We start from the raw sequence: 26,914 nt of genomic DNA, 5'->3' as shown, positions 1-26,914 counted from the left end.
CTTACCCGCGGTCAGCGCGCGGGTCTCGCCGTGCCAAGCTAGCTTCCATGCAGCCCAACGCCCCGCAGTACGCAGAACGCCTCACCGCGCCCCGTTCGTGGTGGTTCATCTCCGTCCTGGTCGGCCTCGCGTGCGCCCTGATGCTGCTGCCCGTGGGCACCCTGCCGCTGCTGGCCGGATTCGTGGGCGGCACGGCGGTGTCGTGGGTGGTGGTGAGTTCGTACGGCTCGGTGCGGATCCGGGTGCTGCCGGACACCCTGGTGGCGGGCGAGGCCCGCATCCCGGTGAAGGCGCTCGGCGAACCCGAGGTGCTGGACGCCGACGAGGCGCGGGCCTGGCGGCTGCACAAGGCCGACCCGCGTGCGTTCATGCTGCTGCGCGCCTACATCCCGACCGCGGTCAAGGTCGAGGTCACCGACCCGGCCGACCCGACCCCGTACGTCTATGTCTCGACCCGCGATCCCCAGGCGCTGAAGGCGGCCCTGGACGCGGTCCGCTCCGCCTAGGCCGCGCCCGGAGCGCGAGGGGGGCCTTCAGCGGCCGAGCTCCTTGCGGGAGTGGCCCTCGGGCAGCGGGTTCTCGGGCTGCTCCAGGGCGGGCAGGTCCGCAAGCGCGTCCCAGGGCACCTGGCGCTCGCGCAGGTCCTTGCGGATGTGCCCGGCGAGTTTCTTGGTGTCGCGCCGGTTCATCACGGCGCCGACGGCCGCGCCGACCATGAACGGCGTCAGATTCGGCAGGTTGCGTACGAGACGCTTCATGATCTGCTGGCGCAGTTCGCGCTTCATCTGGCCGCCGAGGGCGAAATTCAGGGACGTCGGCTTGGTGACGTCGATTCCGCGTTCCTCGGTCCAGGACGTCAGATATGCCAGGGAACGCTCGCGGAGATTTCCCGGCGGCCGCATTCCGTAGACCTCGTGCAGCTCGGCGATGAGCTTCAGCTCGATCGCGGCGACACCGGTGATCTCCGCGGCCAGCTCGGCGGGCATCGCGGGCGGGACGGGCAGCATCGCGGCCGCGCCGATTCCCGCGCCGACCGTGGAGGTGCCGTTGGCGGCCCCCGCGATCAGCTTGTCGGCGATCTCCTCCGGGCCGAGGCCGGGGAAATGCGCGCGCAGTGTCGCCAGGTCCCGCACGGGAACGCGGGGGGCGATGTCGATCACGCGGTCCGCAAGGTGGCCGAGCGAGGCCTTCACGCCCTCGCCGCTCTTGCGTACGCCCTTCTTGAGCACCGGAACGCTCTTCCGCAGGGCGGGGACGCCCTTGTCGAGAGTGTTCCTGCGCAGGGCGTCCAGGCGTCGGGCCCCGGCCGCGGGCCCCGCCTCCAGCTCCGTGCCCGGTGCCGTGGACGCTGCTTCGAGCGAGGCCTGGTGGCCCCGCCCGGCGTCACGTGCACCGTCGGCCGCGCTCGCCGCAGGGAGGCGGGCCGGCCACGTGGGGTCTTCCACACCTTCTGCCGGGCCTGTGCCGCCCTGTGGTGCCTCGGTGGAACCCGGGGCACCCTTCCTCCGGAACGGTCGCTTCCGGGACGGTTTCGCGCCTGCCACGGCCGGCCCGCTCAGTCGCAGTCGCGGCAGATCGGCTGGCCGTTCTTCTCCCGGGCCAGCTGGCTGCGGTGGTGCACGAGGAAACAGCTCATGCAGGTGAACTCGTCGGCCTGCTTGGGCAGGACGCGGACGGCGAGCTCTTCGTTGGACAGGTCCGCGCCGGGCAGTTCCATGCCTTCGGCGGCCTCGTACTCGTCGACGTCGACAGTCGAGGTCGACTTGTCGTTGCGCCGGGCCTTCAGCTCTTCAAGGCTGTCGGAATCGACGTCGTCGTCGGTCTTGCGTGGGGTGTCGTAGTCCGTTGCCATGTCGCTCTCCCCCTCTGGGTGGTTGCGGTGTCTCAGCGCCGTAACGCGTGAGAGGCCGGACTTGTGCCCGACCTGAGGCGGAGATTTTGCCTCACATCAAGGTCTGTTACTCAATCGACACCCAACCGCACTCCTCAAGAGTGATCGTCTTGGATGGCGATCGGGACCGTACACGGTCCTCATGTCGCACTTCACCAGCGCCACCTCGTGTACTTCCCGTGATCTCACCCCCTGGAAACCCGGACTTTTCCCGGGATTCCAGCAGATTCGACGATCACGGAGAGTAGGTGGCCGGATGTTTGCCTTTGTGACTGATCACACACGGAACTCACAGGAACGGGTCCCGAAAATTCCGCGCAAAGCGAACTGCCAGCACAGCTTCGAGCAGCGTCTCAGACCGGGAGGGTGACACGCATCACGAGGCCGCCGCCTTCGCGGGGCTCCGCGATGATACGGCCTCCGTGGGCCCGCGCGACCGACCGGGCGATGGACAGGCCGAGACCGACGCCCTTGTCGCTGCCCGTGCGCTCGGTGCGCAGCCGCCGGAACGGTTCGAAGATGTTGTCGATCTCGTACGCCGGGACCACCGGCCCCGTATTGGTCACGACCAGGGTCGCCTGGCCGTCCTTCAGGCTCGTGACCACCTCGACCCAGCCGCCTTCGGGGACGTTGTAGCGCAGGGCGTTCTGGACCAGGTTGAGCGCGATCCGCTCCAACAGGACACCGTTGCCCTGGACGACCGCGGGCGCCCGTTCCCCGCGCACCTCGACGCCCTTGGTCTCGGCCTCGCCCCTGGCCTGGTCGATGGCCCGGGAGGCGACCTCGGCGAGGTCGACCGGCTTGCGGTCGATGATCTCGTTGTCGCTGCGGGCCAGCAGCAGCAGGCCCTCGACGAGCTGCTCGCTGCGCTCGTTGGTGGCCAGCAGCGTCTTGCCGAGCTGCTGGAGCTCCACCGGGGCGCCCGGGTCGGACAGGTGCACCTCAAGGAGCGTGCGGTTGATGGCCAGCGGGGTGCGCAGTTCGTGCGAGGCGTTGGCGACGAAGCGCTGCTGGGCGGTGAAGGCCCGCTCCAGGCGGTCGAGCATCTCGTCGAAGGTGTCGGAGAGCTCCTTCAGCTCGTCGTCGGGCCCGTCCAGCTCGATGCGCCGGCTCAGGTCGGTGCCGGCCACGCGCCGGGCGGTACGGGTGATGCGGCCCAGCGGCGACAGGACGCGGCCGGCCATCGCGTACCCGAACGCGAAGGCGATCACGCTGAGGCCCACGAGGGCGAGCAGCGAGCGGCTGAGCAGGTTGTCCAGGGCGTGCTGGCGCTGCTGGGCCATGCAGACGCCGATCGCGTCGTTGAACTCCGGGATCGTGCCGCTCTTGGGGAGCTGGCAGCTGCTGCTGGAGAGGGTGAGGTTCTGCGCTTCGACGATCTTGAAGGGGCTGCTGCCGGCGTGCAGGGCCTGGGCGGCCAGCAGATAGATGATCGACAGGAGCAGTATCCCGGCGATCATGAACATGCCGCCGTAGAGCAGGGTGAGCCGTATGCGGATGGTGGGCCGCAGCCACGGGAAGGGCGGCTCGGCCGACTTGGGGGCCCAGGTGGGCTTGGGAGGCGCCGTCGGCGGCGCGGGGGTGGAGGCCATCGCCGTCAGATCCGGTAGCCCGAGCCCGGCACGGTGACGATCACCGGGGGCTCGCCGAGCTTGCGGCGCAGGGTCATGACGGTGACCCGTACGACGTTGGTGAACGGGTCGGTGTTCTCGTCCCAGGCCTTCTCCAGGAGCTGCTCGGCGGAGACCACGGCGCCCTCGCTGCGCATGAGGACCTCCAGGACGGCGAACTCCTTGGGCGCGAGCTGGATCTCCCGGCCGTCGCGGAAGACCTCGCGGCGGTTGGGGTCGAGCTTGATGCCGGCGCGCTCCAGGATGGGCGGCAGCGGCACGGTGGTGCGCCGGCCGAGCGCGCGCACCCGGGCGGTCAGCTCGGTGAAGGCGAAGGGCTTGGGCAGATAGTCGTCCGCGCCGATCTCCAGGCCCTCCACCCGGTCGCTCACGTCCCCCGCGGCCGTCAGCATCAGGACACGAGTGGGCATGCCCAGCTCGACGATCTTGCGGCAGACGTCGTCGCCGTGGACGAGCGGGAGGTCCCGGTCGAGCACGACCACGTCGTAGTCGTTGACGCCGATGCGTTCGAGGGCCGCGGCGCCGTCGTACACGACGTCGACGGCCATGGCCTCCCGGCGCAGTCCGGTGGCCACCGCATCGGCGAGCAGCTGCTCGTCCTCGACGACGAGTACGCGCACGGCGTTGTGTCCTTCCCTAGGGACCCGCGTCGTGCGCGGGCAGATCTGTGCACTGAAGCAGTGACGGTGAGCTTCCATCCTGCCCCTTACGCCCATAAACCGGCGGTAAGACGGTGCCGTTCCGGGGTCCGCCGTCCACCTGCGCTTTCCGGCCAGGAAGGGGGGCCGCCGCGGGAATGAACAGGATTGGCGCGGCAGTTGAGGTTTCTTTGAGAGTGGGCTTGGGGAGGACGATTGCACACCCCGCGATCACGCCCTGTATGTGGCATGCCACATCGTTACGTCGTGGTCGCGACCCACCGTCGGCACATCCCGTGCCACCGACCCACGACGAGGGGGCGCACCATGGACGCTTTCACCGCAGGACTTCTGCAGCGCATAAGGACCACGGAGACCGACCTCACTCGGGCGCGCGAGACGGGCGACGACTTCCTCGCCGATGTCGAGCAGGCGGAGCTGGACGATCTTCACCGTCTGGCCGCCGAGCACGGCGTCGAGGTAGTCGCAGCCGTCTGAGCCCACCCCACCCACCAGGAAACCCCGGCGCCGCGAGGCGGCTGCCGGGGTTTCGTCATGCCGGGGTTTCGTCATGCCGGGGTCTCGTCATGCCGGGACCAGGACCGGGGCCCGAGGCCGGGACCCGCGTCCGCGTCCCGGATCAGTCGTGCCAGGCTCCGTGCTCCTCCAGGAGGGTCTGGAGCGGGCCGAAGAGGGCGGGTGTGGCGGCGATCGTGAGGTCCCGGGAGGGGGGCTCGCCGGGGCGGCCGCCGGTGAGCGCGCCGGCCTCGCGGGCGATCAGGTCGCCGGCCGCCAGGTCCCAGGGGTTCAGGCCGCGCTCGTAGTACGCGTCGAGCCGGCCGGCCGCCACGTCGCACAGGTCGATCGCGGCCGAGCCGCCGCGCCGGATGTCGCGGAAGCGCGGGATCAGACGTTCGGCCACCTCGGCCTGGTGGGCGCGTACCTCCTGGACGTAGGCGAAGCCCGTGCCGACCAGGGACTGCTCCAGCGGGGCCGGCGGGCGGCAGCGCAGCGGGCGCTCGCCCTCGAAGGCGCCGCCGCCGAGCACGGCGTGGTAGGTCTCGCCGCGCATGGGGGCGGCGACCACGCCCGCGACCCGCGTGCCGTCCTGTTCGGCAGCGATGGAGACGGCCCAAGTCGGCAGCCCGTACAGGTAGTTGACGGTGCCGTCGAGCGGGTCGACGACCCAGCGGATGCCGCTGGTGCCCTCGCTGGACGTGCCCTCCTCGCCGAGGAAGCCGTCCTCGGGGCGGCGCTCGGAGAGGTAGCCGGTGATCAGTTTCTCGGCGGCGATGTCCATCTCGGTCACCACGTCGATCGGGCTGGTCTTGGTGGCGGCCACCGCGAGGTCGGCCGGGCGGCCGTCGCGCAGCAGGGCGCCCGCCCGCCGCGCGGCCTCCAGGGCGAGGCCGAGCAGTTCGCGGTGCAGAGGGTCGGTCATGGTCGCTCCCTTGGGACCCGTGGCGGACACGGGCTTACGCGTACGGGCTGTCGGCTCCGGCGGCCGCGGGCCGTGCGGCGCCGCGGGCGGCCGGGCAGCAGCCGACCGGGCAGAGGTCGTGCGAGGGGCCGAGCGCGCCGAGCGCGCACCGCTCGACGGGCAGCCCGCGCTCGGCGGCGGCCCGCTCGGTGACGAGCTCGCGCACGGCGGCGGCGAAGCGCGGGTCGGCGCCGACGGTGGCGGAGCGGGCGACGGGCAGGCCGAGTTCCGCGGCCTTGGCGGTGGCCTCCGTGTCGAGGTCGTAGAGGACCTCCATGTGGTCGGAGACGAAGCCGATGGGGACCATGACGACGGCCGGGGCGCCCTCGCCGTGCAGCGTCTCCAGGTGGTCGCAGATGTCGGGTTCGAGCCAGGGGGTGTGCGGGGCCCCGGAGCGGGACTGGTACACGAGCCGCCAGGGCCGCTCGACGCCCGTGGCGGCCCGGACGGCGTCGGCGATGACGCGCGCCACGTCGAGGTGTTCGCGCACATAGGCACCGCCGTCGCCGTGCTCGTCGGCGGGCCCGGAGGTGTCGGCCGCGGCCTCGGGGATCGAGTGCGTGGTGAAGGCGAGGTGCGCGCCCGCGCGGACGTCCTCGGGCAGCCCTTCGAGCGCCGCGAGGACGCCGTCGGTCATGGGCCCGACGAAGCCCGGGTGGTTGAAGTAGTGCCGCAGCTTGTCGATCCTCGGCACCGCGCGGCCCTCGGCCTCCAGGACGGCCAGGGACTCCGCGAGGTTCTCGCGGTACTGGCGGCAGCCCGAGTACGAGGCGTAGGCACTGGTGGCGAGGACGGCGACGCGGCGACGGCCGTCGGCGCTCATCTCGCGCAGGGTGTCGGTGAGGTAGGGCGCCCAGTTCCGGTTGCCCCAGTACACCGGCAGGTCCAGGCTGTTCTCGGCGAAGTCCTTGCGCAGCGCGTCCAGCAGCGCGCGGTTCTGCTCGTTGATGGGGCTCACCCCGCCGAACAGGAAGTAGTGCTGCCCCACCTCCTTGAGCCGCTCCCTGGGGATGCCCCGGCCGCGCGTCACGTTCTCCAGGAACGGGACCACGTCGTCGGGGCCCTCGGGGCCGCCGAAGGAGAGCAGGAGCAGGGCGTCGTACGGGGCGGCGGCCTCGGCCGTCGCGGGAGCTGGATCACGCGGTTCGGACATGACTCGATCCTGCCATCCGGCTCCGACAGGCGCGGAACCGAGCCGGGCGTGCCCGGCGGGAACGGGCTCCGCGGCGGGCTGTCGGTCTCGGCGCTAAGGCGATGGCCGGCGCGTGGCCGTGCCCCCGCGGACGGTCCGGAAAAGGCGGTGCGGGTGCGTAGTTCAGCGTCGTAAGCTTTAGGGATCAATTACACGCGTCACGCCGGATCCGGAGCCCCCGTTGCCCAGTCCCTACCGCGCGATATTCGCCGCCCCCGGCGCCCTCGGCTTCTCCGCCGCCGGACTGCTCGGGCGGATGCCCCTGTCGATGATGGGCATCGGCGTGGTGACGATGGTCTCCCAGCTCACCGGCCGGTACGGCCTGGCCGGGGCGCTGTCGGCCACGCTCGCGATGTCGGCGGCGGTCGTCGGGCCCCAGATCTCCCGCCTGGTGGACCGGCACGGCCAGCGCCGGGTGCTGCGCCCGGCGACGGTGGTCGCGGTGGCGGCCGTCGCCGGCCTGCTGGTCTGCGCACAGCAGGCCGCCCCCGACTGGACGCTGTTCGTCTTCGCGGCGGGCGCGGGCTGTGTGCCGAGCGTCGGCTCGATGGTGCGGGCCCGGTGGGCCGCGATCTACCGCGGCGACGCCCAGAAGCTGCACACGGCGTACTCGTGGGAGTCGATCGTCGACGAGCTGTGCTTCATCCTGGGGCCGATCCTGTCGATCGGGCTCTCCACCGCCTGGTTCGCCGAGGCGGGTCCGATGATCGCCGCCTGCTTCCTGGTCGCCGGCGTGTTCTGGCTGACCGCCCAGCGCGCCACCGAGCCCGCACCGCACCCCCACGAGCACCACGGCGGACGCTCCGCGCTCGGCTCGCGCGGGCTCCAGGTCCTGGTCGCCACGTTCGTCGCCACGGGCGCGATCTTCGGCTCGGTCGACGTGGTCACCGTGGCGTTCGCCGACGAGCGCGGCCACAAGGCGATGGCGAGCCTGGTCCTCGCCGTCTACGCGCTCGGCTCGTGCCTGGCCGGAGCGGTCTTCGGGCTGCTGCGCCTCAAGGGGGCGGCGTCCACCAGGTGGCTGGTGGGTGTCTGCGCGATGGCGGTGAGTATGATCCCGCTCCAACTGGCCGGGAACCTGCCGTTCCTCGCCGTGGCGCTCTTTGTCGCGGGGCTGTCCATCGCACCGACGATGGTGACGACGATGGCCCTGGTCGAACAGCACGTACCGCGCAGCAAGCTCACCGAGGGCATGACCTGGACGAGTACCGGGCTCGCGGTCGGTGTGGCGCTCGGCTCCTCCGCCGCCGGTTGGGTGGTGGACGCGGCGGGCGCACGGGCGGGGTACCTGGTGTCCGTCGTGTCGGGAACGCTCGCGGCGGCGGTGGCGTTCCTGGGGTACCGCCGGCTTCGCAGGCCGGTGACGCATCGGGAGGGGCTCGAAGCAGATGAGCGGAGCGAACGGCAGCACCTGGCGTAACTGGGCGGGCAACGTCACCGCACGGCCGGCGAGGGAAGTGACCCCGGCCTCCGCGGCCGAGCTCGCGGCCGTGGTACGCCGCGCCGCCGAGCAGAACCTGACGGTGAAGGCGGTCGGCACCGGCCACTCCTTCACCGCGACCGCCGCGACCGACGGCGTGCTCATACGCCCCGATCTGCTGACCGGCATCCGCGAGATCGACCGCGCCGCGATGACCGTCACGGTCGAGGCCGGCACCCCCCTGAAGCGGCTGAACGCGGCGCTGGCCAGGGAGGGCCTCTCGCTCACCAACATGGGCGACATCATGGAGCAGACGGTGGCGGGCGCCACCAGTACCGGAACCCACGGCACCGGCCGCGACTCGGCCTCGATCGCCGCCCAGATCACGGCACTTGAACTGGTGACGGCCGACGGATCGCTGCTGACCTGCTCCGCCAAGGAGAACGCCGACGTCTTCGCGGCGGCCCGGATCGGTCTCGGCGCGCTCGGCGTGATCACCGCGATCACCTTCGCGGTGGAGCCGGTCTTCCTGCTCACCGCCCGCGAGGAGCCGATGACCTTCGACAAGGTCACCGAGGAGTTCGATGAACTCTTCGCGGAGAACGAGCACTTCGAGTTCTACTGGTTCCCGCACACCGGCAACTGCAACACCAAGCGCAACAACCGCAGCCAGGGCCCCGCCGCCCCGCCCGGGACGGTGCGCGGCTGGATCGACGACGAGTTCATGTCCAACGGCCTTTTCCAGGTGGTGTGTTCGCTCGGCCGGGCGGTGCCCGCCACCATCCCCGCCGTCGCCAAGGTCTCCAGCCGGGCGCTCTCGGCCCGCACCTACACCGACATCCCGTACAAGGTCTTCACAAGTCCGCGCCGGGTCCGCTTCGTCGAGATGGAGTACGCCCTGCCGCGCGAGGCCGTCGTCGGGGCGCTGCGCGAGGTGAAGGCGCTGGTGGACCGCTCACCGCTGCGGGTGAGCTTCCCGGTCGAGGTGCGCACCGCGCCCGCCGACGACATCGCGCTCTCCACCGCATCGGGCCGCGAGAGCGCGTACATCGCCGTGCACATGTACCGGGGCACGCCGTACCAGGCGTACTTCACCGCGGTCGAGCGGATCATGACCGCGCACGGCGGCCGGCCGCACTGGGGAAAGATCCACACGCGCGACGCGGCCTACTTCGCGGAGGTCTACCCCCGCTTCGGCGAGTTCACCGCCCTGCGCGACCGGCTCGACCCGGACCGCCGCTTCGCCAACCCCTATCTGCGCCGGGTGCTCGGCGACTGACCGGGCCTCACGGGGCCGAGCTCTCGCCCGAGCGCGGGGCGGGCGTGACCGGGTCGGCGGTGCCGCCACCCGATCCGGAGCCGCCCGACCCCGAACCGCCCGATCCCGAGCCGCCCTGTCCGGAGCCCTTGGAGCCGGACGGGCTGGGGGTCGGGGTCGGCGTCGTACCCCCGGAGCCCCCGTCGGACCCGGAGCCCGCATCCGACCCGTCGGAGGTGGAGGGCGAAGGCGAGGGCGAGGGGCTGCGCTTGCCGGCCCCTCCCCCGGTCGTGTCCCCCTCACCGGCGTCGTCACCCGGGGACTTCGAACTCCCGGTCCCGGGTGAGGAGGTGTGCCCCTGGCCCGGGTCCGCGGGCGGCGCCGGGTCCTGCTTCCGGGAGCCGCCGGTGAACACGGAGGTGAGGGTGGTCCCGCCGCCGTTGCCGCCGACCTCGCCGCCGGAGATCAGTTCGTACGCGGTGATGCCGCCCATCGACACCCCGAACACGACGGCCGCCGCGAGGAGCGGGCGCTTCCATCCGCGCAGCCGGGTGCCGTGGACGCTCGCCTCGTTGAACTCCCTGGCGGCCCCGGCGCCCGGCGGCAGCTGCGCCCCGTCGAGGGACTTGAGCAGCTGGGTGCGGTCCGCGTCGGCCTGCGGCAGCAGCTGGGTGCGGTCGTCGTCGGCGTGCGGCAGGAGCTGCGTGCGGTCGGTGTCCGCGGGGGCGGTGGTCTGCCGGGTGTGCGGCGCGCGGGCCCCCTTGAAGGGGGAGACGACCGGCACCTGGCGCGAGCCGCCTCTGGCCTGGACGGTCACCTCGCGCAGCTGCTCGCCGGTCCGTTTGAAGAAGTGCTGGAAGATCGTGCCGCCACAGGTGGCAACCACGCTCACCACGCCGGCGCCGATGAACGTCCCGTACACACCGAGCGTCGAGGCGAGCACCGCCGCCGTGACGGCGGCCAGTGCGCTGCCCGCGACCTGGGGCACGCTCAGATCGATGCGCTTCTTCTGTTCCGTCCCGGGGCCCTGTGTCCCGGTGCCCGGCTTGTCACCCATTCCCAGCCTCTGTTCGCCCTTCTGGTCCGTCTTGCACTGAGAAAGGACATTTGAGCGAAAGGAATAGTTCCGATTCCGGGGATTGTGTGAAGCAGGACACGTGGGGTCCTGGCTCGAAGGCGTCATGACGGCCTCAACTCCCGTACTCCACGAGAACTTCGGCGGCGTGCCGGTCCACCCAGGTGGCCCGAATGGAGTACTGTGGCGAGCCCTGGGCCCCGGGTTCCACACGGGTTTCCGGGACTACGGGAGGGGGCCGAAAGCGGCACTCGAACCGGCGGCGCCGCGGCACCGTACGGGGGCCTGCTGCACAGGGTGACCAGCCCGGTCACTCTGCGTTGCGAATAGGTAACCGTGCCATAACGGCGTTCCAGGGCCCATGCCCGACACGCCGGGCAACTCGGCAATGTTGTGGCAGGCTGCACCCGGGCAGGCCACACTCGACTAGCGGAAGCAGCGACGCACGTGACGTCGGCAGGCACCACCCGGGAGGTCCCCATGCCCGAACTGCGTGTCGTGGCCGTCTCCAACGACGGCACACGACTGGTGCTCAAGGCTGCGGACAGCACGGAGTACACGCTTCCGATCGACGAGCGGCTCCGGGCCGCTGTGCGCAACGACCGAGCCCGCCTCGGACAGATCGAGATCGAGGTGGAGAGCCACCTCAGGCCGCGCGACATCCAGGCGCGGATACGAGCCGGTGCCTCCGCCGAGGAGGTCGCCCAGTTCGCCGGCATTCCGGTCGACCGCGTACGCCGCTTCGAAGGGCCCGTCCTCGCGGAGCGCGCCTTCATGGCGGAGCGGGCGCGCAAGACCCCCGTGCGGCGTCCGGGCGAGAACACCGGGCCCCAGCTCGGCGAGGCGGTACAGGAGCGGCTGCTCCTGCGCGGCGCCGACAAGGAGAGCGTCCAGTGGGACTCCTGGCGCCGCGACGACGGCACCTGGGAAGTCCTGCTCGTGTACTTGGTCGCGGGTGAGCCGCACTCCGCGAGCTGGACCTACGACCCGCCGCGCCGTCTGGTGCAGGCCGTCGACGACGAGGCCCGCTCGCTGATCGGCGAGTCCGACGACACGATCACCACGGTGCCCGAGCCGAGCTTCCCGTTCGTGCCCCGGATCGCCCGGCTGCCCCGCGACCGTCCGCTCGACCGTGCCCTCGACCGCCAGCTGGAGCGTCCGGCGCCGCCGCCGCCCGAGCCGGTGGTGGACGAGAGCGACTCGCTGACCAGTCTGCTCGAAGCGGTACCGAGCTTCCGGGGCGACATGGTCGTGCCCGAACGCCCCTCCTCGCCGCCGGAGCTGCCGGAGCTGGAGCCGGCCGCCGAGACGGACGTCGAGGAGCCGCCCGCGCCGGCCGCGTCGGCGGGGGCGGGTGCGGCGTACGCGGACGTGCTGATGCCGCGGACCGTGGCCGGCCACCGGGACCGGCTCACCGGGACCACCGATCGCCAGGCCGAGGCCGATGGGGTGCGGCCCGGGCGGCGGGCTGCTGTGCCGAGCTGGGACGAGATCGTGTTCGGTACCCGGCGCAAGAAGCAGGACTAGCCCTCCGGGGCGGGGGCCGATCGGCTCGGCCCTGCGCGCCTTGGCCTGCCCCGCGCTGGGCGGGGGTGTGCCGCCCTTGCCCTTTTGCGCAGTTCCTCGCGCCCCTGGGGGGCTGCCCCCCTTTCGCCCTTTCGGCCGCGCCCGGCCGCCGGTCGTTCGTCGGGTGCGGGTCGGCCCCGGCTGGGCGCGCAGTTCCCCGCGCCCCTGGCGGGGTCGGGGCAAAGGTCCCCTTGCCTTCGGGGCGTTGGTGCGCGGGCCCAGCGGGGCCGGGGGCCTGCCCCCCTTTGCGCCCGCCCGCGCCCGGCCGCTGGTCGTTCGTCGGGTGCGGGTCGGCCCCGGTTGAGCGCGCAGTTCCCCGCGCCCCTGGCGGGGTCGAGGCAAAGGTCCCCTTACCTTCGGGGCGTTGGGCGCAGACCCAGCAGGGTCGGGGCCTGCCCCCCTTTGCGCCCGCCCGCGCCCGGCCGTCGGTCGTTCGTCGGGTGCCGGCCCTCCCCGGCTGGGCGCGCAGTTCCCCGCGCCCCTGACAGGACCGGGGCAAAGGTCCCCTTGCCTTCGGGGCGTTGGTGCGCGGGCCCAGCGGGGTCGGGGCCGGGTCCCCGCTGCCTTCGGGGCGTTGGGGTGGGGCCGGGGGTCCCTGGCTAGCCCGGGGTGGGGCCTGTTGCTACGGGGCGGGCATCGTTCGACGTCCACTCCGACCACGACCCTGCGTACAGCGCCGCCGGGATGCCCGCCACGGCCAGGGCCAGTACTTCGTGCGCGCCGGAGACGCCGGAGCCGCAGTACACCCCGACCTCCGCGTCAGCGGCGCCGAGGGCCTTGAAGCGGGCGGCCAGTTCATCGGCGGGCAGCAGTCTGCCGTCGGGGCCGGCGTTCTCGTTGGTCGGGGCCGAGAGGGCGCCCGGGATGTGCCCGCCCACGCGGTCGATCGGCTCCACCTCCCCGCGGTAGCGCTCCCCCGCGCGGGCGTCGAGCAGCACCCCGGTGCGGGCGAGCTCCGCCGCCGCGTCCGCGTCCAGGAGCTTCATCGCGCCCGGCTCGGGGCGGAAGTCGCCCTCGGCGGGCTCGGGCACCTCGGTGGAGAGCTCGCCGGTCCACGCGGCGAGGCCGCCGTCCAGGACCCGGACGTCGCTGTGGCCGGTCCAGCGCAGCAGCCACCAGGCGCGGGCCGCGGCCCAGCCCTGGCCGCCGTCGTAGACCACCACGGGGGTGTCCGCCGACACCCCGGCGCGACGCATCACCCGGCCGAATTCGGCCACATCCGGCAGCGGGTGCCGGCCGCCGGATCCGGGCGGCCCGGCCAGTTCGGCGTCGAGGTCGACGAACACGGCACCGGGCAGGTGTCCGGACGCGTACGCGGCCCGGCCGTCGAAAGCGGGTGCGCCGCCCGCCTTGGCCGTGCTGAGCTGCCAGCGGATGTCGAGCAGGACCGGCGGCCGGGGTCCGGCCGTCTCGGCCGCCAGTTCGGGTGCGGTGATGAGGGCATTCATGGGGTCATCCTCGCGCAGACGGCACCGGGAACGTAACGGTCAGGAAAAGGATGAGAGGCCGCAAAGCGGGCATCCTCCTGCGGGAACGCGCCAAAAGCGGCGCGGCCGGGGCGCGTTGCGGCACGGGGGGTGGAAGCATCGCCCCGGGTGTGCGCGGCTTCGCCGACCGCACCCCGGAGCAGCGGTATGGCGACGGCCGAGGAGAGAGTGACGATGACCCAGTCGGAGACCCGGCGCACACCTGGCACGCCCTGCTGGGTGAGTCTCATGGTGCACGGTCTGCCCACGACCCAGGAGTTCTACGGCGCACTGTTCGGCTGGGAGTTCAGACCCGGCCCGCAGCAGCTCGGCCCGTACGTACGCGCGCTGCTCGACGGGCAGGAGGTGGCCGGGATCGGCCAGTTGCCGCCCGACCGCCAGCTGCCGATCGCCTGGACCACGTATCTGGCGACCGACGACGCGGACGCGACGGCCGAGACCATCCGGCACTGCGGCGGCACCGTGGGCGTGGGCCCGCTGGACGCGGGCGAGGCGGGCCGGATGGCCATCGCCTCGGACCCGGCGGGCGCGGTGTTCGGGATCTGGCAGGGCGGTGAGCACATCGGCGCCGCCGTCGCGGGTACGCCCGGCAGTCCGGTGTGGAACGAACTGATCACCCGGGAGACGTCGTCGGTCGGCAAGTTCTACCAGGCGGTGTTCGGCTACGACTGCGACCCGGCGGCGTCGGCCGACCTCGACCACGTGACGCTGCGGCTGAACGGCGAGCCGGTGGCCTCGCTGCACGGCGCGGGCAACGCCCTGCCCCGGGGCAAGGGTGCCCACTGGATGACGCACTTCGAGGTGGCAGACGTCGACGGGTCAACGGCACGGGTGACCGACCTGGGCGGCCGGGTGCTCCAGCAGCCCCACGAAGGATCGAGCGGCCGGCGCCTGGCGACGGCGGCCGACCCGGAGGGCGCCGTGTTCACCCTCGTCCGGTCGCCCTCCTGACCGGGCGAATCCATCCAACTACCGCACGCAGAAGACGAGTTGCTCCGTACCGCACCCGACCGTCAGCCTCGGGCGGCCTCGGCGTCGACCGGGAGTACGTCCGGGGAGAGGGCGGCGGCGCGGGCCGCGGCGGCCGTCATGCGGCGGCGGTGGTGGCGCCGGCACAGGACCTCGTAACCGATCTCGTCCGCCGCCTGGTTGACGTCGCCGACGACGACTTGGGCGCCCTCCACGACCATCCGGCCGCCGATGGTGCGGGCGTTGTGCGTGGCCCGGGCGCCGCACCAGCACAGCGCCTCGACCTGGAGCACCTCGACCCGGTCCGCGAGTTCGACGAGCCGCTGCGAGCCGGGGAAGAGCTTGGAGCGGAAGTCGGTGGTGATGCCGAAGGCGAAGACGTCGAGTTCGAGGTCGTCCACCACCCGGGCGAGCTGATCGATCTGCTCGGGCGCGAGGAACTGGGCCTCGTCCGCGATGACGTAGTCGCAGCGCCCGCCCTTGGACAGGTGGGCGACGAGATGTGCGTAGAAGTCGAAGCCGTCGGCGGCCTCCACCGCGTCGGTCACCAGGCCGAGCCGGGACGACAGCTTGCCCGCGCCCGCCCGGTCGTCCCGCGTGAAGATCATGCCCTGGAGCCCGCGCGCGGAGCGGTTGTGCTCGATCTGAAGAGCGAGGGAATTTTTTACCCCTCCGGGCAGCGCAGCCATGCGGCCAAAGCCAGTCGCCCAGCAACCACCATTCGCCACCGCGGCCATAGGACTGCGCTATGACCGCCCGGAACATCGCCTCAGGTCAGGATCGAAGCAGAAAGGCTGTTTCTGCGGATCCTAGTCGCTTCCATTCAGCTGCCCTACAAGAACCTTCTATGCACTAGCTGACTCCGCGAAGCGGACCAAAACGAGGAGGTGCGTCAAGCCACTCGCGGTCTTCATGCCATTGACACTGGGTCGCCAACACATAGGACGGCCCGCAATTCAGCAGAAGTAGTTTGAACTGGCCATCAGGAACTTCGCCAATACCTAGCCGATTCCGCTCACTTTCAAAGTCGGCAACTTCGATGGAAAGTCCAGAAATCTGCGCCGAAATATTCACACGTCCAACATTGGAGAAAAGAACATCGATCCGCAGATCTTGAGGAGATTTGGGAGCACTGCGCAACAGCAACTGCCAATAGCTGAATGAATAGGCCCAGATTTTGAAATCGCGATCCCAGCTCGCTAGCACCATAATGAGAGCTCCGCTATCGTTGTCGTCAAGTTCGACGAAACTCATACTGAGGCTGCGCCGCGCGTACCCACCTGCCACCGCCCCCGCCGTCGGCGAATGGTTGAGCCAAGGGCGGTGAGGTCGGGCATCCTCAACCGATTCACCTCACGCTGAGTCGCGATCCAATTACCATCAACCCGCCCCTCTTGTAGAAATCTTCGAGCAGGTCCTGCAAAGTTCCACGACACCGCCTGCCATGCGAAACCCTTCTAGGACAATGCGAAGTGGCTTAGAAGGCTGCGTATGCGCAACGGCCCTGACCACCTCACCGAGATCGACACCTCCGCTGGCGAAATCCTGCGCGAACTGAAGTCGAAGGAACTTCCCGTCGGACACCTCCTGATGCTCTGCGGCGACCGCCGCGCCACGCGCTGCCCCTCCTGCTTCGAGCTCTACCGACAGGACACCTACCACCTCATCGCCGCCGGCCTGCGCGGCGGCAAGAACATCCCCGACCAGGTCGCCACCCAACCCCGCATCTTCGCCACCCTCACCGCACCCGCCTACGGCCGAGTCCACGGGCGACGCCTGGGCGGCTCCGCGCGCTGCCGCTGCGGCCGCACTCACACCAAGGACGACACGCTGCTCGGCACACCGCTCGACCCCGAGCGGTACGACTACACCAGCGCGGTGCTGTGGAACGCCCACGCCCCGCCCTGTGGGCGCGCTTCATGCTCCACCTGCGCCGCACCATCGCCGCCGCAGCCGGGTCTCCCGCAGCGCCTGCTCTTCAAGGTAGTCCGGGTCTCGTACGCCAAGGTCGCCGAGTACCAGCAGCGCGGCCTGATCCACTTCCACGCCGTGATCCGCCTCGACGGCCGCGCGGGCCCCTGCACCCCGCCACCCGCCTGGGCCTCGCCCGAACTTCTGGCCAACGCCATCCGGATCGCGGCCACCCGCGCCCACATCGACGGTCCAGAGATCAACGGCCGCACCCGCTCCTTCGCCTTCGGTGAGCAGATCGATACCAGGATCATCCGGCCCACGGCCTTCCAGGCCGGGACCACGATCACCGAGGGCAAGGTCGCCGGGTACGTCGCCAAGTACGCCACCAAGGGCACTGAAGTCGCCACCGGCACCCTCGACCGCCGCCTGAAGAGGATCACCGACCCCTGGTTCGAGGCTGTGCCCGAGCACGCGGCCCGCATGATCCGCACAGCCTGGGCCCTCAGCGCCCGCGACGGCTCAAGCACCTGAACCTGCGCAAGTGGGCCCACATGCTTGGCTTCCGCGGCCGCTTCTCCACCAAGACCCGCGCCTACTCCACAACCCTCGGCGCCCTCCGGGCCGCCCGCGCTGCCTGGCGCCGCCGCCACACCACTCCGCCGTCACCGACCACCCTCGTCCTCGCCCACTGGGCCTACGACGGCATCGGCCTCGCCCCCGACCTCGAACGCCTTGCCGCACTCATCGGCGGCGGCCCGACGCGCGAACAGGCGGTGACAGCCGGTGCGTAACAACGAACTCTTCACCGTCCCCGAGGCGATGGCCCGTCTCAAGATCGGCCGCTCCGCGCTCTACGACCTGATGCGCACCCGCCGTCTGGCCTCGCTGACCATCGGCCGCGCCCGCCGCATCCCCGCCCACGCCCTCGCTGACTACGTCCAGAGCCAACTGGAAGAGGCCGCCCGATGACCGCCCCCAGCGCAAGAAGGCCCGCGCCAACGACGAAGGCACCATCTACCAGCGCAAGGACAGCCGCTGGGAAGCCGCCGGCTACGTCCTCGCCGCCGACAGCACCCGCAAGCGTGTCCGGGTCTACGGCGTCACCCGCAGAGAGGCTGCCGACAAACTCGCCGAGAAGATCGCCGACAGCAACCGCGGCCTCCCCGTCGCCACCGCCGACAGCACCGTCGGCGACTACCTGACCTACTGGCTCAGCAGCGTCGCCGTTCACCGGCTCCGCGGAACACCCACACTCGCTACGCCGCCTGCCTCCGCATCCACCTCATCCCCGGCCTCAGCACCAAGAAGATCGCCCGCCTCACCGCCAAGGACGTCCGCACCTTCCTCGACCGACTTCGCACCACCTGCCAGTGCTGCACCCAGGGACTCGACACCGAACGAAAGAAGTGCTGCGCAATCGGCAAGTGCTGCCAGAAGCGGCTGTCCCCCTTGACCGTGACCTACGTCCACTCGGTCCTCAAGTCCGCGCTGGAGCATGCCGTTCGCGAGGACGAACTGCCCCGCAACGTCGCCCGGAACGTCAAGACCGCCGCACCCCGGCCCAGGCGCTTTCGGCCGCTCACCGCAGCCGAGGCCCGCCAGTTCCTCGACGCGGCCCGCGCCGACCGGCTCCACGCGCTGTACGAACTCGCCCTGCGCACCGGCCTCCGCAAAGGCGAACTCCTCGGCCTCCACTGGGAAGACCTCAACCTCGGCGCCGGAACGGCCAGCATCCGCCACTCGCTCCAGCGCACCCGCACCGGCGGCCTCACCCACCTGCCCACCAAGACCCGCGCCTCCGAACGCCGTATCGCTCTACCGGCCGAATGCCTCCACTTCCTCAAGGAACACAAGGAACGGCAGCACAGGGAACGCGCGACGGCAGGACCGGGCTGGAGAGACAGCGGCCTCGTCTTCACCACGCCGACTGGCCAGCCTCTCGACCCGGCCAACCTCACCCGCAGGTTCCGCACCTGCCTAGACCGGGCCGGGCTCCGCCGCATCCGCTTCCACGACCTCCGCCACTCGACCGCGACATTGCTTCTGGAACAGGGCGTCGACCTCGTTGTCATCAAGGAACTCCTCGGCCACGCCCACATAGGCGTCACCGCCGGCGTCTACGCTCACGTAAGGCTCAGCCTTCAGCGCCAGGCCATCGACACCCTCAGCAACGCCCTATGCCCGACCGACCAGGGGTCCGACGATCCGCCCAGAGCAGCCGAAGTCCGCTGACGTTGCCGTCACCGTTGCCGTCAAACGCATCAGGAGCCCCGCCGAGGTTTCCCTCAGCGGGGCTCCTGCTCGTACAGCAAGAATTCCAGCTGTGCACTTTGGAAGGCGTTACATCGCCTCGACAGCTAAATCAGAAAACGGAAATCTGACGGCAGCCTACGTGGCATCAATGTCGAAGCAGTCTCGAATATGTGGAATCGCTTCCGTAGCAAAACGGACTGCCTGCTCTTTTATGTGGCCGACACTTTCGGGGTCGAATCCCCCTGCGGTCGACTGGACATCCAGCACGATTTGCTCTTCCTTAACTTCCCGGCTCTCAAGCGGGCCCAGCGGAGGGGCAGGGTCACCGTATCGGGTGATTACGGCCTTACTCCCCCCCAGCCTGAAATCGAGGATGGACAGCATATCCCTCAGGATTACAGAGGAAGCATTCACTCGCTCTGACGTGGGGCGCAGTGCAGTCACCATCGCGTTGCCAACCAGCTCCAGGGACCGGGCGGCGAAAAACTCCGGGTAGGAGGAATCAAATTGATCCGCTTGCGATTCTTCCCCTAGCTCGTCCAACGCTTCGGCGCATTCATCAGTGACATCCTCACCAGATGCGGCAGCCCAGATCAGCGCGAGGGAAGATTCGAGCCACTCAAGTTCCTCCTCGGGTCCGAGCACTCGAAAGAAGGCGGACCCGCGCTCCGCAATCGCAGCTGCCGCGACTCGCAGGCATGCTTCGGACGGATTCGAGAGGGGCTCCGCCCCGGAATCTTTCTGCGTCATGATTCAGTCTCCGCTACCCCAGAAGATGGTGTACTCCGAGTTTTGTGGTTGATGCCCTCGCAATCCCTTTCCGCCTAGCGTCATACCAAATACATGATCATTGAGCATCGGGCTGCAAGTGCCCACACAGAAGTTCCGTGAGGCGGCACCGAATACTGGGTGTTCGTGGGCCGCCAGACTGTTGAGGATGGCCTCCTCGGCATGCCCGGCCCCGCGAACGAATTCTTCACCTTTTCGCAGGGCCCACGATGCCGGCATGGCGCCATCACCATTGATTCCGATGCGGATCGAGTATGCCTTTGTCTTTGAATTGAATACACCGATCACCGCCGTGGTGGCCGAATTGTAGCCGCGGGTTGAATTGAGTTCTTCCGCGCGATCCAAGGCCAGCATTGCATCGTCTTGAGTCCCGACGCCGCAGTTGTGAACCAGGACCGGCGTGGCGCCCGCCAGCACATAGTACGTGTGGAGCTGGTTCACCGTCAGGTTGTGGGTGATGACGGCGTACTGGTAGTTGCGGACCACTCGGACAGTGAGGAGGGTTCCGCCGGGCTGGCGGAGGTGTTCGCCGGAGTGGAGGTCGCCGGCGTCTATCCACTGGTGGCGAGTCTCGCTCCAGTAGGGGTGGTGGTGGGTGGAGGTGATCTTCGCCGGGGGGCCGCGGGGGTTGGCGTCGTTGGTGAGGGTGAGGTCGGTGAAGTCCTTGTCGTCGGGGGTGGTGATAGTGGCCGTGACGGTCTCTGCTCGGGTTTCACCGGATTGCGGGTCTGTGGCCATAACCCTGTCGCCGGAGTGGAGATCTTCCATGGCCTTGGTGGTGCCATCAGCCATGAGAACTCGTGTACCGGTGGGGAAGCTGTTGGTCTTGCACGACGCGCCGGCTTCGGCCTCGCCCTTGCCTCCGCCGCGCGATTCGGCGTCATCCGCAGCCTTAGCGGATTTCGATTCGGTACTTGCCGCGTCGCTGGCTGTTTCTTTGGCCGCCTTTTCTTCAGCTGCCTTGGCCGCTGCCTTCTCCGCCGCCTTGGCTTCTTCAGCTGCCCTCTTGGCGCGGGTTATCGCTTCTGCTGCCTTGGCAGCGGCGCGTTCCCCGGCACGGATGGCGTCGTAGGCCTTGTCGAGCTCCTTGTAGATCTTGAATGCCTTGATGCCGATCTTGATGGCCTTGAAGATCTTGCCCCAGGGCACGGAGCCGAGCGCCGTGTTGATACAGGCCATGACGTCGCCCTTGGTGAAACAGTCTCGGGCGTCGTTGTAGCCAATGAGGTCACCGATCAGGTTGATGACTTGGTGCTTGATGTCATCGCGCTTCTTCTTGGCTTTGGCAATGGTGGCGTTCGCATCATCCAACTCTTTCGTGCCTGATGCTTTTGTCTCCGGCTCAACGGTGGTGATCCCGCTGTCGGCGTTGGTTGGTTCGCATCGGTGACCGGTTTCGTCCATGGGTATGCAAAGGCCAGTGGGGTCACTGTTGTTGACCGGACTGTTCTTTGCGTAGGCGTACGCATTCCACTGTTGTGGGTCGCCCGCGACCAGGACGGGATCGGGGCTGATGAAGCGAGCCGTCTTTGCGTCGTACTCGCGGGCTCCGAGCAGGGTGAGGCCGGTGGCCTTCTCCTTGGTGCCGCCGACGAATCCCTTGTCGCCCGCCCACGCACCGTCCGTCGGCTGAGTGCCGCGCTCATTGCCGAATGGGTCGGTGGGGCGGCGGACTTGGGACAGGTCGTTGGCGTTGAACTGGACGCCGTTCGTGCCGTGCGGGTCAGAGGCCTGGTAAGCAAGCGTGGACTTGCCGCCGGCGATGGTCCGGATGATGGAGAGTCCGCCGGGGGCGGCATAGGTACGGACGTCGGTGACCTTGCCAGTGGCAGTGTCCAGCGTCAACTGGTCAGGGCCGAGGTTGAGCGTGGTCTTGCCAGGGTCGCGGCGGATGAGCTGGTTGCCGCCCATGTCGTACAGGTAGCTCGTACCCGCGCTCTCACCGGTGCCGGTGATCTTGTCGAGCTTGCCCTCCCCGTTCCAGGTCAGGGTCTTGGTGCCTGGCGTGCCGGTGATCGAAGCAGTGTTCCCCGTCGCGTCGTACGTGTACGAGGTCACCTGAGTACCGGACGGGCCGGTCTCGGTGGACGACATCAAGGCGTGCGGGCCGCCGGTGCCGCCCCCTGTCTTCGGGTCGGTGGAGGGGAAGTTGGGCCCGGTGCCGAAGGTCTGGTCGACCGTCACGTCCTTGGACGCGTTTCCAGTGACGTCCTTCTTCACCAGCTGGGTACGGTTGCCGAGCTTGTCGTAGGCGTACTTCTGCCAATACGGGGCCGGGCCGCCAACAGTCGGCTTACCCGCACCGTCGACGGCGGGACCATCGGAGTTGGTGCAACTTCCGACGCCGCGGACACTCGGTTGCGGAGCGGTGATCTGGGTACCAGTGTCGGTCCAGGCCTGGGTGAGGCGGCCGAGGTAGTCGTGGGTGAAGCATTGCAAGTCGGAGGCCACGCCGTCCTGGCCGTCACGGACCGAGGTGACCTGGCCGGCCGGGTTGTAGGTGTAGTCGCTGACATCGACGCTGGCGTTCGGTGCGGTCTGCTTGTCGACCGTCGAACGGATCACTCGGCCAGTGGAGTTGTCGTAGTCCACGGTGGACACGACCTGCTGCGACGTATCGCCTACGGTCGTCCGGATGGCGCGACCGTAGGGGTCGTATCGCAGGTCGGCGAGGTACGGACTGTCGTTGTCACCGATCGTTCCGTCGAATGAGCGCATATTGCCCACGACGTCAACCACGTAACTCAGCGTTTCGGCTTCCATATCGGCCATCGCAGGCAGCGTGGTGGTACTCAGATGGCCGAGGCTGTCGTAGGTGTTCCTGGTCTCGTAGGTGCGTGCCAGGTCCTTCTCAGAGGCTGGGATGGTGGTCTTACTGCCGAGAGGGCGGTATCCGCCGTCGTACCCCGTCACCTGTGAGACGTAGGCGTCTCCTCCCGCTCCACCGACATATCGCGTGGTTGAAGACGGCTTGCCGAGGGCCAAGGTGTCGTAGGTGGACGCCCCGACCTGCTTGGCGGGGTCGACTGAGGTCCCTTCGTAAGTGGCGGTGGTCCGACCGAGAAGATCCACAACGCTCGTGGCACTCTTGCCACGCGCATCCGTCGCGGTGACGAGGTTCTTCGTATCGTCGTAGGCGGTAGTGGTCGTGCCGGCATCCGGATCCGTCGTCCTTACCGGACGGCCAAGGAGGTCATAGGCGAATGTCCACTGGTTGCCCGCAGCGTCCTTGCGCCACAGCTCCTTGCCCTGGGCGTTGTAACCGTATGTGGTTTCGTCATACGCGCCGGTAGGAGTGTTGGACTCGTATTGGCGCAGGGCAACGGTCCTGCCGCTGCCGTCGGTGATGGACGCAGAGGCGTAACCGCCCTTCGGCGGAACAGAACGGGTCTCATCAGCACCCGGGTAGTCGGTCTTCGAGCGCCACTGTTCGATGCCGTACGACTGGAAGATCGTGTCAGTGGTGCGTCCGAGACCGTCATAGATCTGGACGGTTTGGGCCGGGATCTTGCTGTCGGGGTTGACTCCGCCGTTGGGCAGGAACAGCGCGCCCGCCGGGGCTGCTTCGTTGTTGAAGTAGGCCGCGCTGGTTTTGGTCTGCCAGCCGTGCGAGTCGAACAGCGCATCAGTGATGGTGCGGCCGAAGACGCCCGAGGGAGGTGTGGCCTGGGTCTGGCGGATGCGGCCGAGGCCGTCGTAGATCGTGAAGGTCGAGGTGTAGGTCGAAGGGCTGCGGGTGAGAGCCTGACTGAGCACGGTGGACGGGGCGTTGGTGCCGTTCATCGCGTACGAGAACCTGCGCGTGGCCGCGGCGCCCGCCGCGCGGTCGGCACCGGGTTGCCACACGGCGGTGACCCGGCCCAGCGCGTCGTAATCCTGCTCGGCGACGTGGTTGTTCTCATCGGTCTGCTTGACCGGGAGGGCGCGCCCGACGTCGAGGGTCGTGGTCGCTTTCCAGCCCAGCGGGTTGGTGTGGACGACCTGGTTCGGGAGTGCGCCGGCGGCCGGGGTGTAGTCGGTCTTGGTGGTCGCACCATCGGGGTGGTCGGCGTCGGTACGGGTCGGGTCGGTCGTGCTGGTGACCCGGCCGTAGTCGTCGAACGTGGCGATGGCGTTCTTGCGGTACACCGGTTTGCCGTCGGTGTCGTAGCGCTCCAGGACATCAGTCGCCGTTTGGTCTGCGGTCGCGCCAGCTTCGCCGAGGGGCTTGTTGTCGAAGTAGGAGTGGGTGTCGGCCACCGTGTTGGCGGCGGTCGGCGTCTGGTCACAGGCGCCGGAGAGTGTGAGCGTGCGCGAGGCCAGTTGCGTGGCGGTGCCGCTGGGGCCGGTGGCGTAGGTGAACTCGGTGCACAGGCGCTGCTCGGGGTGGTCCAGGTCGCTCCTGTCGTCGACCTGGACCGGGCGGGCTGCGAGGGTCGTGTCGTAGGTGGAGGTGCGCTCGGCGGTGCGCCAGTCACCGTTGGCCAGCTTCGAATAGGTGGTGACCTTGCCGGTGTTGATGGCCTGGGCGGTGATTGCGGGCATGCCGGCGGACTGGGCGCGGGTCGCGGTCACTGCGCCCCGCCACGGGGTGGTGATCTCGCTGCTGACCAGGTCGCCGCCGTCGCGGTCGTAGGTCTGGGTCTGGCGGACGAAGCCGGACAGCACGTTGTCGTCAGTGATGCTCTGGGCCTTGGCCGTGGTCCCCGGTGGAGCCACGGTGACGGTGACGCTGCGTTTGGAGCCGTTGGCGAGGATGTCGCCGTCCATGCCGCGCAGGTAGGTGCTGACGGTCTTGGTGCGCGGGGCCTCGGTCAGGTTGCCGTTGCCGGTGCGAGTGGTGACGGTGGCGTACCCGCGGAACTGGTCCCAGGTTCGGGTCTTGGCGTCGGTGAGCTCGGAGTCGTTGCGGTGCCAGGCGATACCGCCGCCGTACTCGTAGTCCGTGACCTTGGTGGCCGCGGTGCCGAACGTGTCCTGTTCGGTGACGCTCTGGACGACGGTCTTGTTGAACCAGTCGTCGACCGGGTCCGGGTAGGACTGGCCGGGCAAGTACCACTTGACCGGCATGCAGGCCATGGTGTTGCTGTCCACGGAGGACGGCATCGTCTTGTGGGTGCGGGAGCACTCGTCCGGGCGGTAGATCACGTTGATCTTGCCCCCGGTCTCGGTGGTGATGGTCTGGATGCGCGGGCGCCGGTAGTCCGGTGCCGAGGCCTCCGTGCCGTCCGGACGGACCACATTGCCGTCAACCCGGTTGGCTAGCTGCACGGACTGGAAGGTGACCGCCGGCAAGGTGATCGCGGTCTTCTTGCCGTTGGTACCGGTGCGCTGGATGGAGTCCAGCCACAGCGACGGTGACGTGCCGTCCTTGGGATCCTGGAAGGACTGGTTGAGTGCGAACGAGTCGACACCGCGGTAGCCGGTACCGTCGAGGACCTCGGTGTCGACCCGAGTGAGCTGCTTGGTGGTCCAGAACGTCGGCGACAGATTCAGGCACTGTCCCGTCGCTCCGCAGATCTGGTCGAGCGGACTGTCCGGCCAGTACGTCTTGTTGGCTTTGGTGCGCTGGTCATCAGCACACGTGACCGTCCCGCCGGGGACGCAGCGCTCTTTGGTGCGGAACCACACCTGAGCGGCGGGCTTGGCCGTGCCCTTTGCCTTGATCTGGTCGGGCAGGCGCTGGCCGTAGCCAATCCAGGTCGGGTAGCTGGCGCGCTGGTAGACGGTGGGGGTGCCGTTGCCGTTGTTCTGGCCGCCGCCCTTGCCGTAGTAGTTGTTCTCCTGCGCGTAACGGTAGGTGATCAGGTTCTGGTGGGCGTCGACAACGTAGTCGAGGTTCCACTGCCAGCCCATCTGCGACCAGGAACCCTTGGCCGGGGAGCCGGATCCCAGACACTTGTCGGCGTCACCGGGCCAGTAAACCGGCACAGTCGAGACGGAGTTGGCGGCCGGGTCGCTGCCGTCGCCGCCGGGCAGGTGGTTGGCACCGAAATAGAACTGGGTGCCCTCGGTGGTGGTGACCTTGAAGCCCTCACCACTCCACGCGCCGTTGGCCTGGCCGGTCAGCCGCTCGACCCTGGTGCCGTCCTCACCTTGAAGGTGCCACTCGCACGACTTGTCGTCGCGCACCAGCTGGCCCGCGTGGCCGGCGAGTGACAGGTTGAGCAGGTCACCGCCCCAGCAGTCGTCGCCCGAGTCCTTCACACCGGCGTCGTCGCAGCTCTTGTACGTACGGGAGATCGATCCGGGGTGGTAGTCCCAGCCGTCGCCGATCCAGCTGGCCTGGGCATTGGTGGAAGCGGTCTTGCCGTCCACGGAGGAGGAGTCGTAGCCGAGCGAGATGCTCGGGGCGGGCCCGGCGATCGCGGAGGGCACCTCGACGGTGTAGCCGTAGGTGAAGTTGCCCGCGTTCGCCCCGGCCTGCCAGGACGCCGACGGGTTCAAAGGCGAGGCCTTGTAGTCACCCGTCGAGCCGGACGGCCCCGGCTCGACCGCAAGCACCACGCTCTGCGGTGCGGAAATCGCCATCGCCATCGGCGACTTGGCGGTGCCACGAGCCATGCTGAACGGGACCTCGACATCGGCCGTCAACCGGCCCGAGGCGTCCCGGTGCGAGGCCACCGGGGTACGCGTCCTGCAACCGGCCGCCTGCGGTGACGCAAGTGCGCATGCCGGAAGCTGAACGACCCGTGCCCGGTCTCCCCAGTTGGCACCTGCTGTCTTGGCCCATGCGGAAACATCCAGGCTGACTTGAACTTTGCCGGGCGCGGTACCGGTGCCGGTGTCGGTCAGCGAGACCAGCGCGCCTCCGACGCCCGTGGCCGCGGTCTTGTCGGCGTCCGCCACCTCCACGCGTACAGCGACATCATTGGCCCCTCTGGACGGGACAGTTGCCGCCGCCCCTGTCCGGTTCGCGTTGCGGACGGGGGCGATCCAGACCGGGAGACTACCGACCTGCGCCGGCGAGCCAGTCCTGTCTGCCTTCTCAGATGAGCTTGTCGACAGATCGGCAAGCGGCGCCGTCACGACGCCGGACGGTGTAGCCGTGGAAGCAGGCGGCGTCCATTTGCTGCCCGTGACTACCTTCTCCGCCTGTGGCTTGAGGCTGCTGCCCTTCACCGGCTCCGCATCAGGCAGCGGCGTGTTCGGTGGCGTCCAGACCTTGGGCGTTGCCTCCTTCGCCTCGACAGCGGGGAGCCCAAGCCCGGCGAACAGCACTGCAAGCGCGGCGATCACGGCAATCCGTGATCGCCCTCCGCTCAAGCGCATGGCAAACCCACCCCGACGAGACAACTGGATCCCCCCACAGGACACAGACAAACGAAGAACGCCGGGCCGATGACCAGCCCGGATCCATGGACCCTATGGA

The 26,914-nt window shown here is 69.3% G+C and carries 19 protein-coding genes and 2 pseudogenes; 9 read left to right on the top strand and 12 right to left on the bottom strand.

Annotated features, from left to right (window positions below; translation table 11 throughout):
• Window positions 1-47 precede the first annotated feature (47 nt).
• Window positions 48-506, top strand: coding sequence for a DUF3093 domain-containing protein (locus ACGF3I_RS10895; RefSeq protein ID WP_393130359.1), 459 nt, complete (start codon window positions 48-50; stop codon window positions 504-506).
• A 27-nt stretch (window positions 507-533) separates the two neighbouring features.
• Here ACGF3I_RS10895 and ACGF3I_RS10890 read toward each other — a convergent pair whose 3' ends face one another.
• The 4 genes from ACGF3I_RS10890 to ACGF3I_RS10875 form a co-directional block, all read right to left on the bottom strand.
• A complete protein-coding gene (locus ACGF3I_RS10890; protein ID WP_393130357.1) occupies window positions 534-1,544 on the bottom strand; it encodes a hypothetical protein in 1,011 nt (336 codons plus the stop codon).
• 11 nt (window positions 1,545-1,555) lie between these two features.
• On the bottom strand, window positions 1,556-1,852 hold the full coding sequence (locus ACGF3I_RS10885; RefSeq protein ID WP_053725482.1) for a DUF4193 domain-containing protein: 297 nt from the start codon (window positions 1,850-1,852) through the stop codon (window positions 1,556-1,558).
• A gap of 392 nt (window positions 1,853-2,244) precedes the next feature.
• The gene (locus ACGF3I_RS10880; protein ID WP_393130354.1) at window positions 2,245-3,483 is read right to left on the bottom strand and encodes a sensor histidine kinase; all 1,239 of its coding nucleotides are present in this window, start codon (window positions 3,481-3,483) and stop codon (window positions 2,245-2,247) included.
• 5 nt (window positions 3,484-3,488) lie between these two features.
• On the bottom strand, window positions 3,489-4,142 hold the full coding sequence (locus tag ACGF3I_RS10875; protein WP_100575919.1) for a response regulator transcription factor: 654 nt from the start codon (window positions 4,140-4,142) through the stop codon (window positions 3,489-3,491).
• 345 nt (window positions 4,143-4,487) lie between these two features.
• On the opposite strand from ACGF3I_RS10875, the gene ACGF3I_RS10870 reads away from it, so the two are divergent.
• Window positions 4,488-4,658 carry a hypothetical protein gene (locus ACGF3I_RS10870; RefSeq protein WP_393130352.1) on the top strand — a complete coding sequence of 57 codons (171 nt, stop codon included), beginning with the start codon at window positions 4,488-4,490 and terminating at the stop codon, window positions 4,656-4,658.
• 142 nt (window positions 4,659-4,800) lie between these two features.
• Here ACGF3I_RS10870 and ACGF3I_RS10865 read toward each other — a convergent pair whose 3' ends face one another.
• A complete protein-coding gene (locus tag ACGF3I_RS10865; RefSeq protein WP_393130350.1) occupies window positions 4,801-5,601 on the bottom strand; it encodes an inositol monophosphatase family protein in 801 nt (266 codons plus the stop codon).
• A 34-nt stretch (window positions 5,602-5,635) separates the two neighbouring features.
• Window positions 5,636-6,793, bottom strand: coding sequence for a ferrochelatase (locus ACGF3I_RS10860; RefSeq protein ID WP_393130348.1), 1,158 nt, complete (start codon window positions 6,791-6,793; stop codon window positions 5,636-5,638).
• 220 nt (window positions 6,794-7,013) lie between these two features.
• Between ACGF3I_RS10860 and ACGF3I_RS10855 the strand changes: the two genes are divergently transcribed.
• Window positions 7,014-8,252, top strand: a complete 1,239-nt coding sequence (locus ACGF3I_RS10855; protein ID WP_393130346.1) for an MFS transporter — start codon at window positions 7,014-7,016, stop codon at window positions 8,250-8,252.
• Window positions 8,221-9,531, top strand: coding sequence for a D-arabinono-1,4-lactone oxidase (locus ACGF3I_RS10850; protein WP_393130344.1), 1,311 nt, complete (start codon window positions 8,221-8,223; stop codon window positions 9,529-9,531). Before ACGF3I_RS10855 ends, ACGF3I_RS10850 begins: the two co-directional genes overlap by 32 nt.
• A 7-nt stretch (window positions 9,532-9,538) precedes the next feature.
• Here the strand turns inward: ACGF3I_RS10850 and ACGF3I_RS10845 are convergent, their stop codons facing one another.
• Window positions 9,539-10,567 (bottom strand): hypothetical protein, encoded by a 1,029-nt coding sequence (locus ACGF3I_RS10845; protein WP_393130342.1) that lies wholly within the window; start codon window positions 10,565-10,567, stop codon window positions 9,539-9,541.
• 498 nt (window positions 10,568-11,065) lie between these two features.
• On the opposite strand from ACGF3I_RS10845, the gene sepH reads away from it, so the two are divergent.
• Window positions 11,066-12,112, top strand: a complete 1,047-nt coding sequence (sepH, locus tag ACGF3I_RS10840; RefSeq protein WP_393130340.1) for a septation protein SepH — start codon at window positions 11,066-11,068, stop codon at window positions 12,110-12,112.
• Window positions 12,113-12,750: 638 nt separating this feature from the next.
• Here sepH and ACGF3I_RS10835 read toward each other — a convergent pair.
• Window positions 12,751-13,599, bottom strand: coding sequence for a sulfurtransferase (locus ACGF3I_RS10835; RefSeq protein WP_393130338.1), 849 nt, complete (start codon window positions 13,597-13,599; stop codon window positions 12,751-12,753).
• Window positions 13,600-13,812: 213 nt separating this feature from the next.
• Between ACGF3I_RS10835 and ACGF3I_RS10830 the strand changes: the two genes are divergently transcribed.
• Window positions 13,813-14,589 carry a VOC family protein gene (locus ACGF3I_RS10830; protein ID WP_393130336.1) on the top strand — a complete coding sequence of 259 codons (777 nt, stop codon included), beginning with the start codon at window positions 13,813-13,815 and terminating at the stop codon, window positions 14,587-14,589.
• Between the two features lie 62 nt (window positions 14,590-14,651).
• On the opposite strand, the gene ACGF3I_RS10825 is transcribed toward ACGF3I_RS10830, so the two are convergent.
• Together ACGF3I_RS10825 and ACGF3I_RS10820 are read right to left on the bottom strand one after the other, a co-directional pair.
• Complete coding sequence (locus ACGF3I_RS10825) at window positions 14,652-15,296, bottom strand: thymidine kinase (protein ID WP_393130334.1); 645 nt, start codon at window positions 15,294-15,296, stop codon at window positions 14,652-14,654.
• A 163-nt stretch (window positions 15,297-15,459) separates the two neighbouring features.
• Window positions 15,460-15,861: a hypothetical protein gene (locus ACGF3I_RS10820; protein ID WP_393130332.1), complete on the bottom strand. Its 402-nt coding sequence runs from the start codon at window positions 15,859-15,861 to the stop codon at window positions 15,460-15,462.
• Between the two features lie 237 nt (window positions 15,862-16,098).
• Here ACGF3I_RS10820 and ACGF3I_RS10815 point away from each other — a divergent pair.
• The 3 genes and pseudogenes from ACGF3I_RS10815 (at window position 16,099) to ACGF3I_RS10805 (ending at window position 18,753) form a co-directional block, all read left to right on the top strand.
• Window positions 16,099-17,312 (top strand): annotated as a pseudogene (locus ACGF3I_RS10815) (replication initiator).
• A complete protein-coding gene (locus tag ACGF3I_RS10810) occupies window positions 17,305-17,490 on the top strand; it encodes a helix-turn-helix domain-containing protein (protein ID WP_393130330.1) in 186 nt (61 codons plus the stop codon). Before ACGF3I_RS10815 ends, ACGF3I_RS10810 begins: the two are co-directional and overlap by 8 nt.
• Window positions 17,450-18,753: pseudogene (locus ACGF3I_RS10805) on the top strand (tyrosine-type recombinase/integrase). Before ACGF3I_RS10810 ends, ACGF3I_RS10805 begins: the two are co-directional and overlap by 41 nt.
• A gap of 156 nt (window positions 18,754-18,909) precedes the next feature.
• On the opposite strand, the gene ACGF3I_RS10800 reads toward ACGF3I_RS10805, so the two are convergent.
• Together ACGF3I_RS10800 and ACGF3I_RS10795 are read right to left on the bottom strand one after the other, a co-directional pair.
• Window positions 18,910-19,524, bottom strand: coding sequence for a hypothetical protein (locus ACGF3I_RS10800; protein ID WP_393130328.1), 615 nt, complete (start codon window positions 19,522-19,524; stop codon window positions 18,910-18,912).
• A 3-nt stretch (window positions 19,525-19,527) separates the two neighbouring features.
• Window positions 19,528-26,781, bottom strand: a complete 7,254-nt coding sequence (locus tag ACGF3I_RS10795; RefSeq protein WP_393130326.1) for a polymorphic toxin-type HINT domain-containing protein — start codon at window positions 26,779-26,781, stop codon at window positions 19,528-19,530.
• Window positions 26,782-26,914: the final 133 nt, after the last annotated feature.

The organism is Streptomyces sp. NPDC048111 (assembly GCF_043202815.1).
GTDB lineage: Bacteria > Actinomycetota > Actinomycetes > Streptomycetales > Streptomycetaceae > Streptomyces.
Note: the sequence above shows the minus strand (reverse complement) of the source record. Positions and strands in the feature narration are given on the sequence as shown.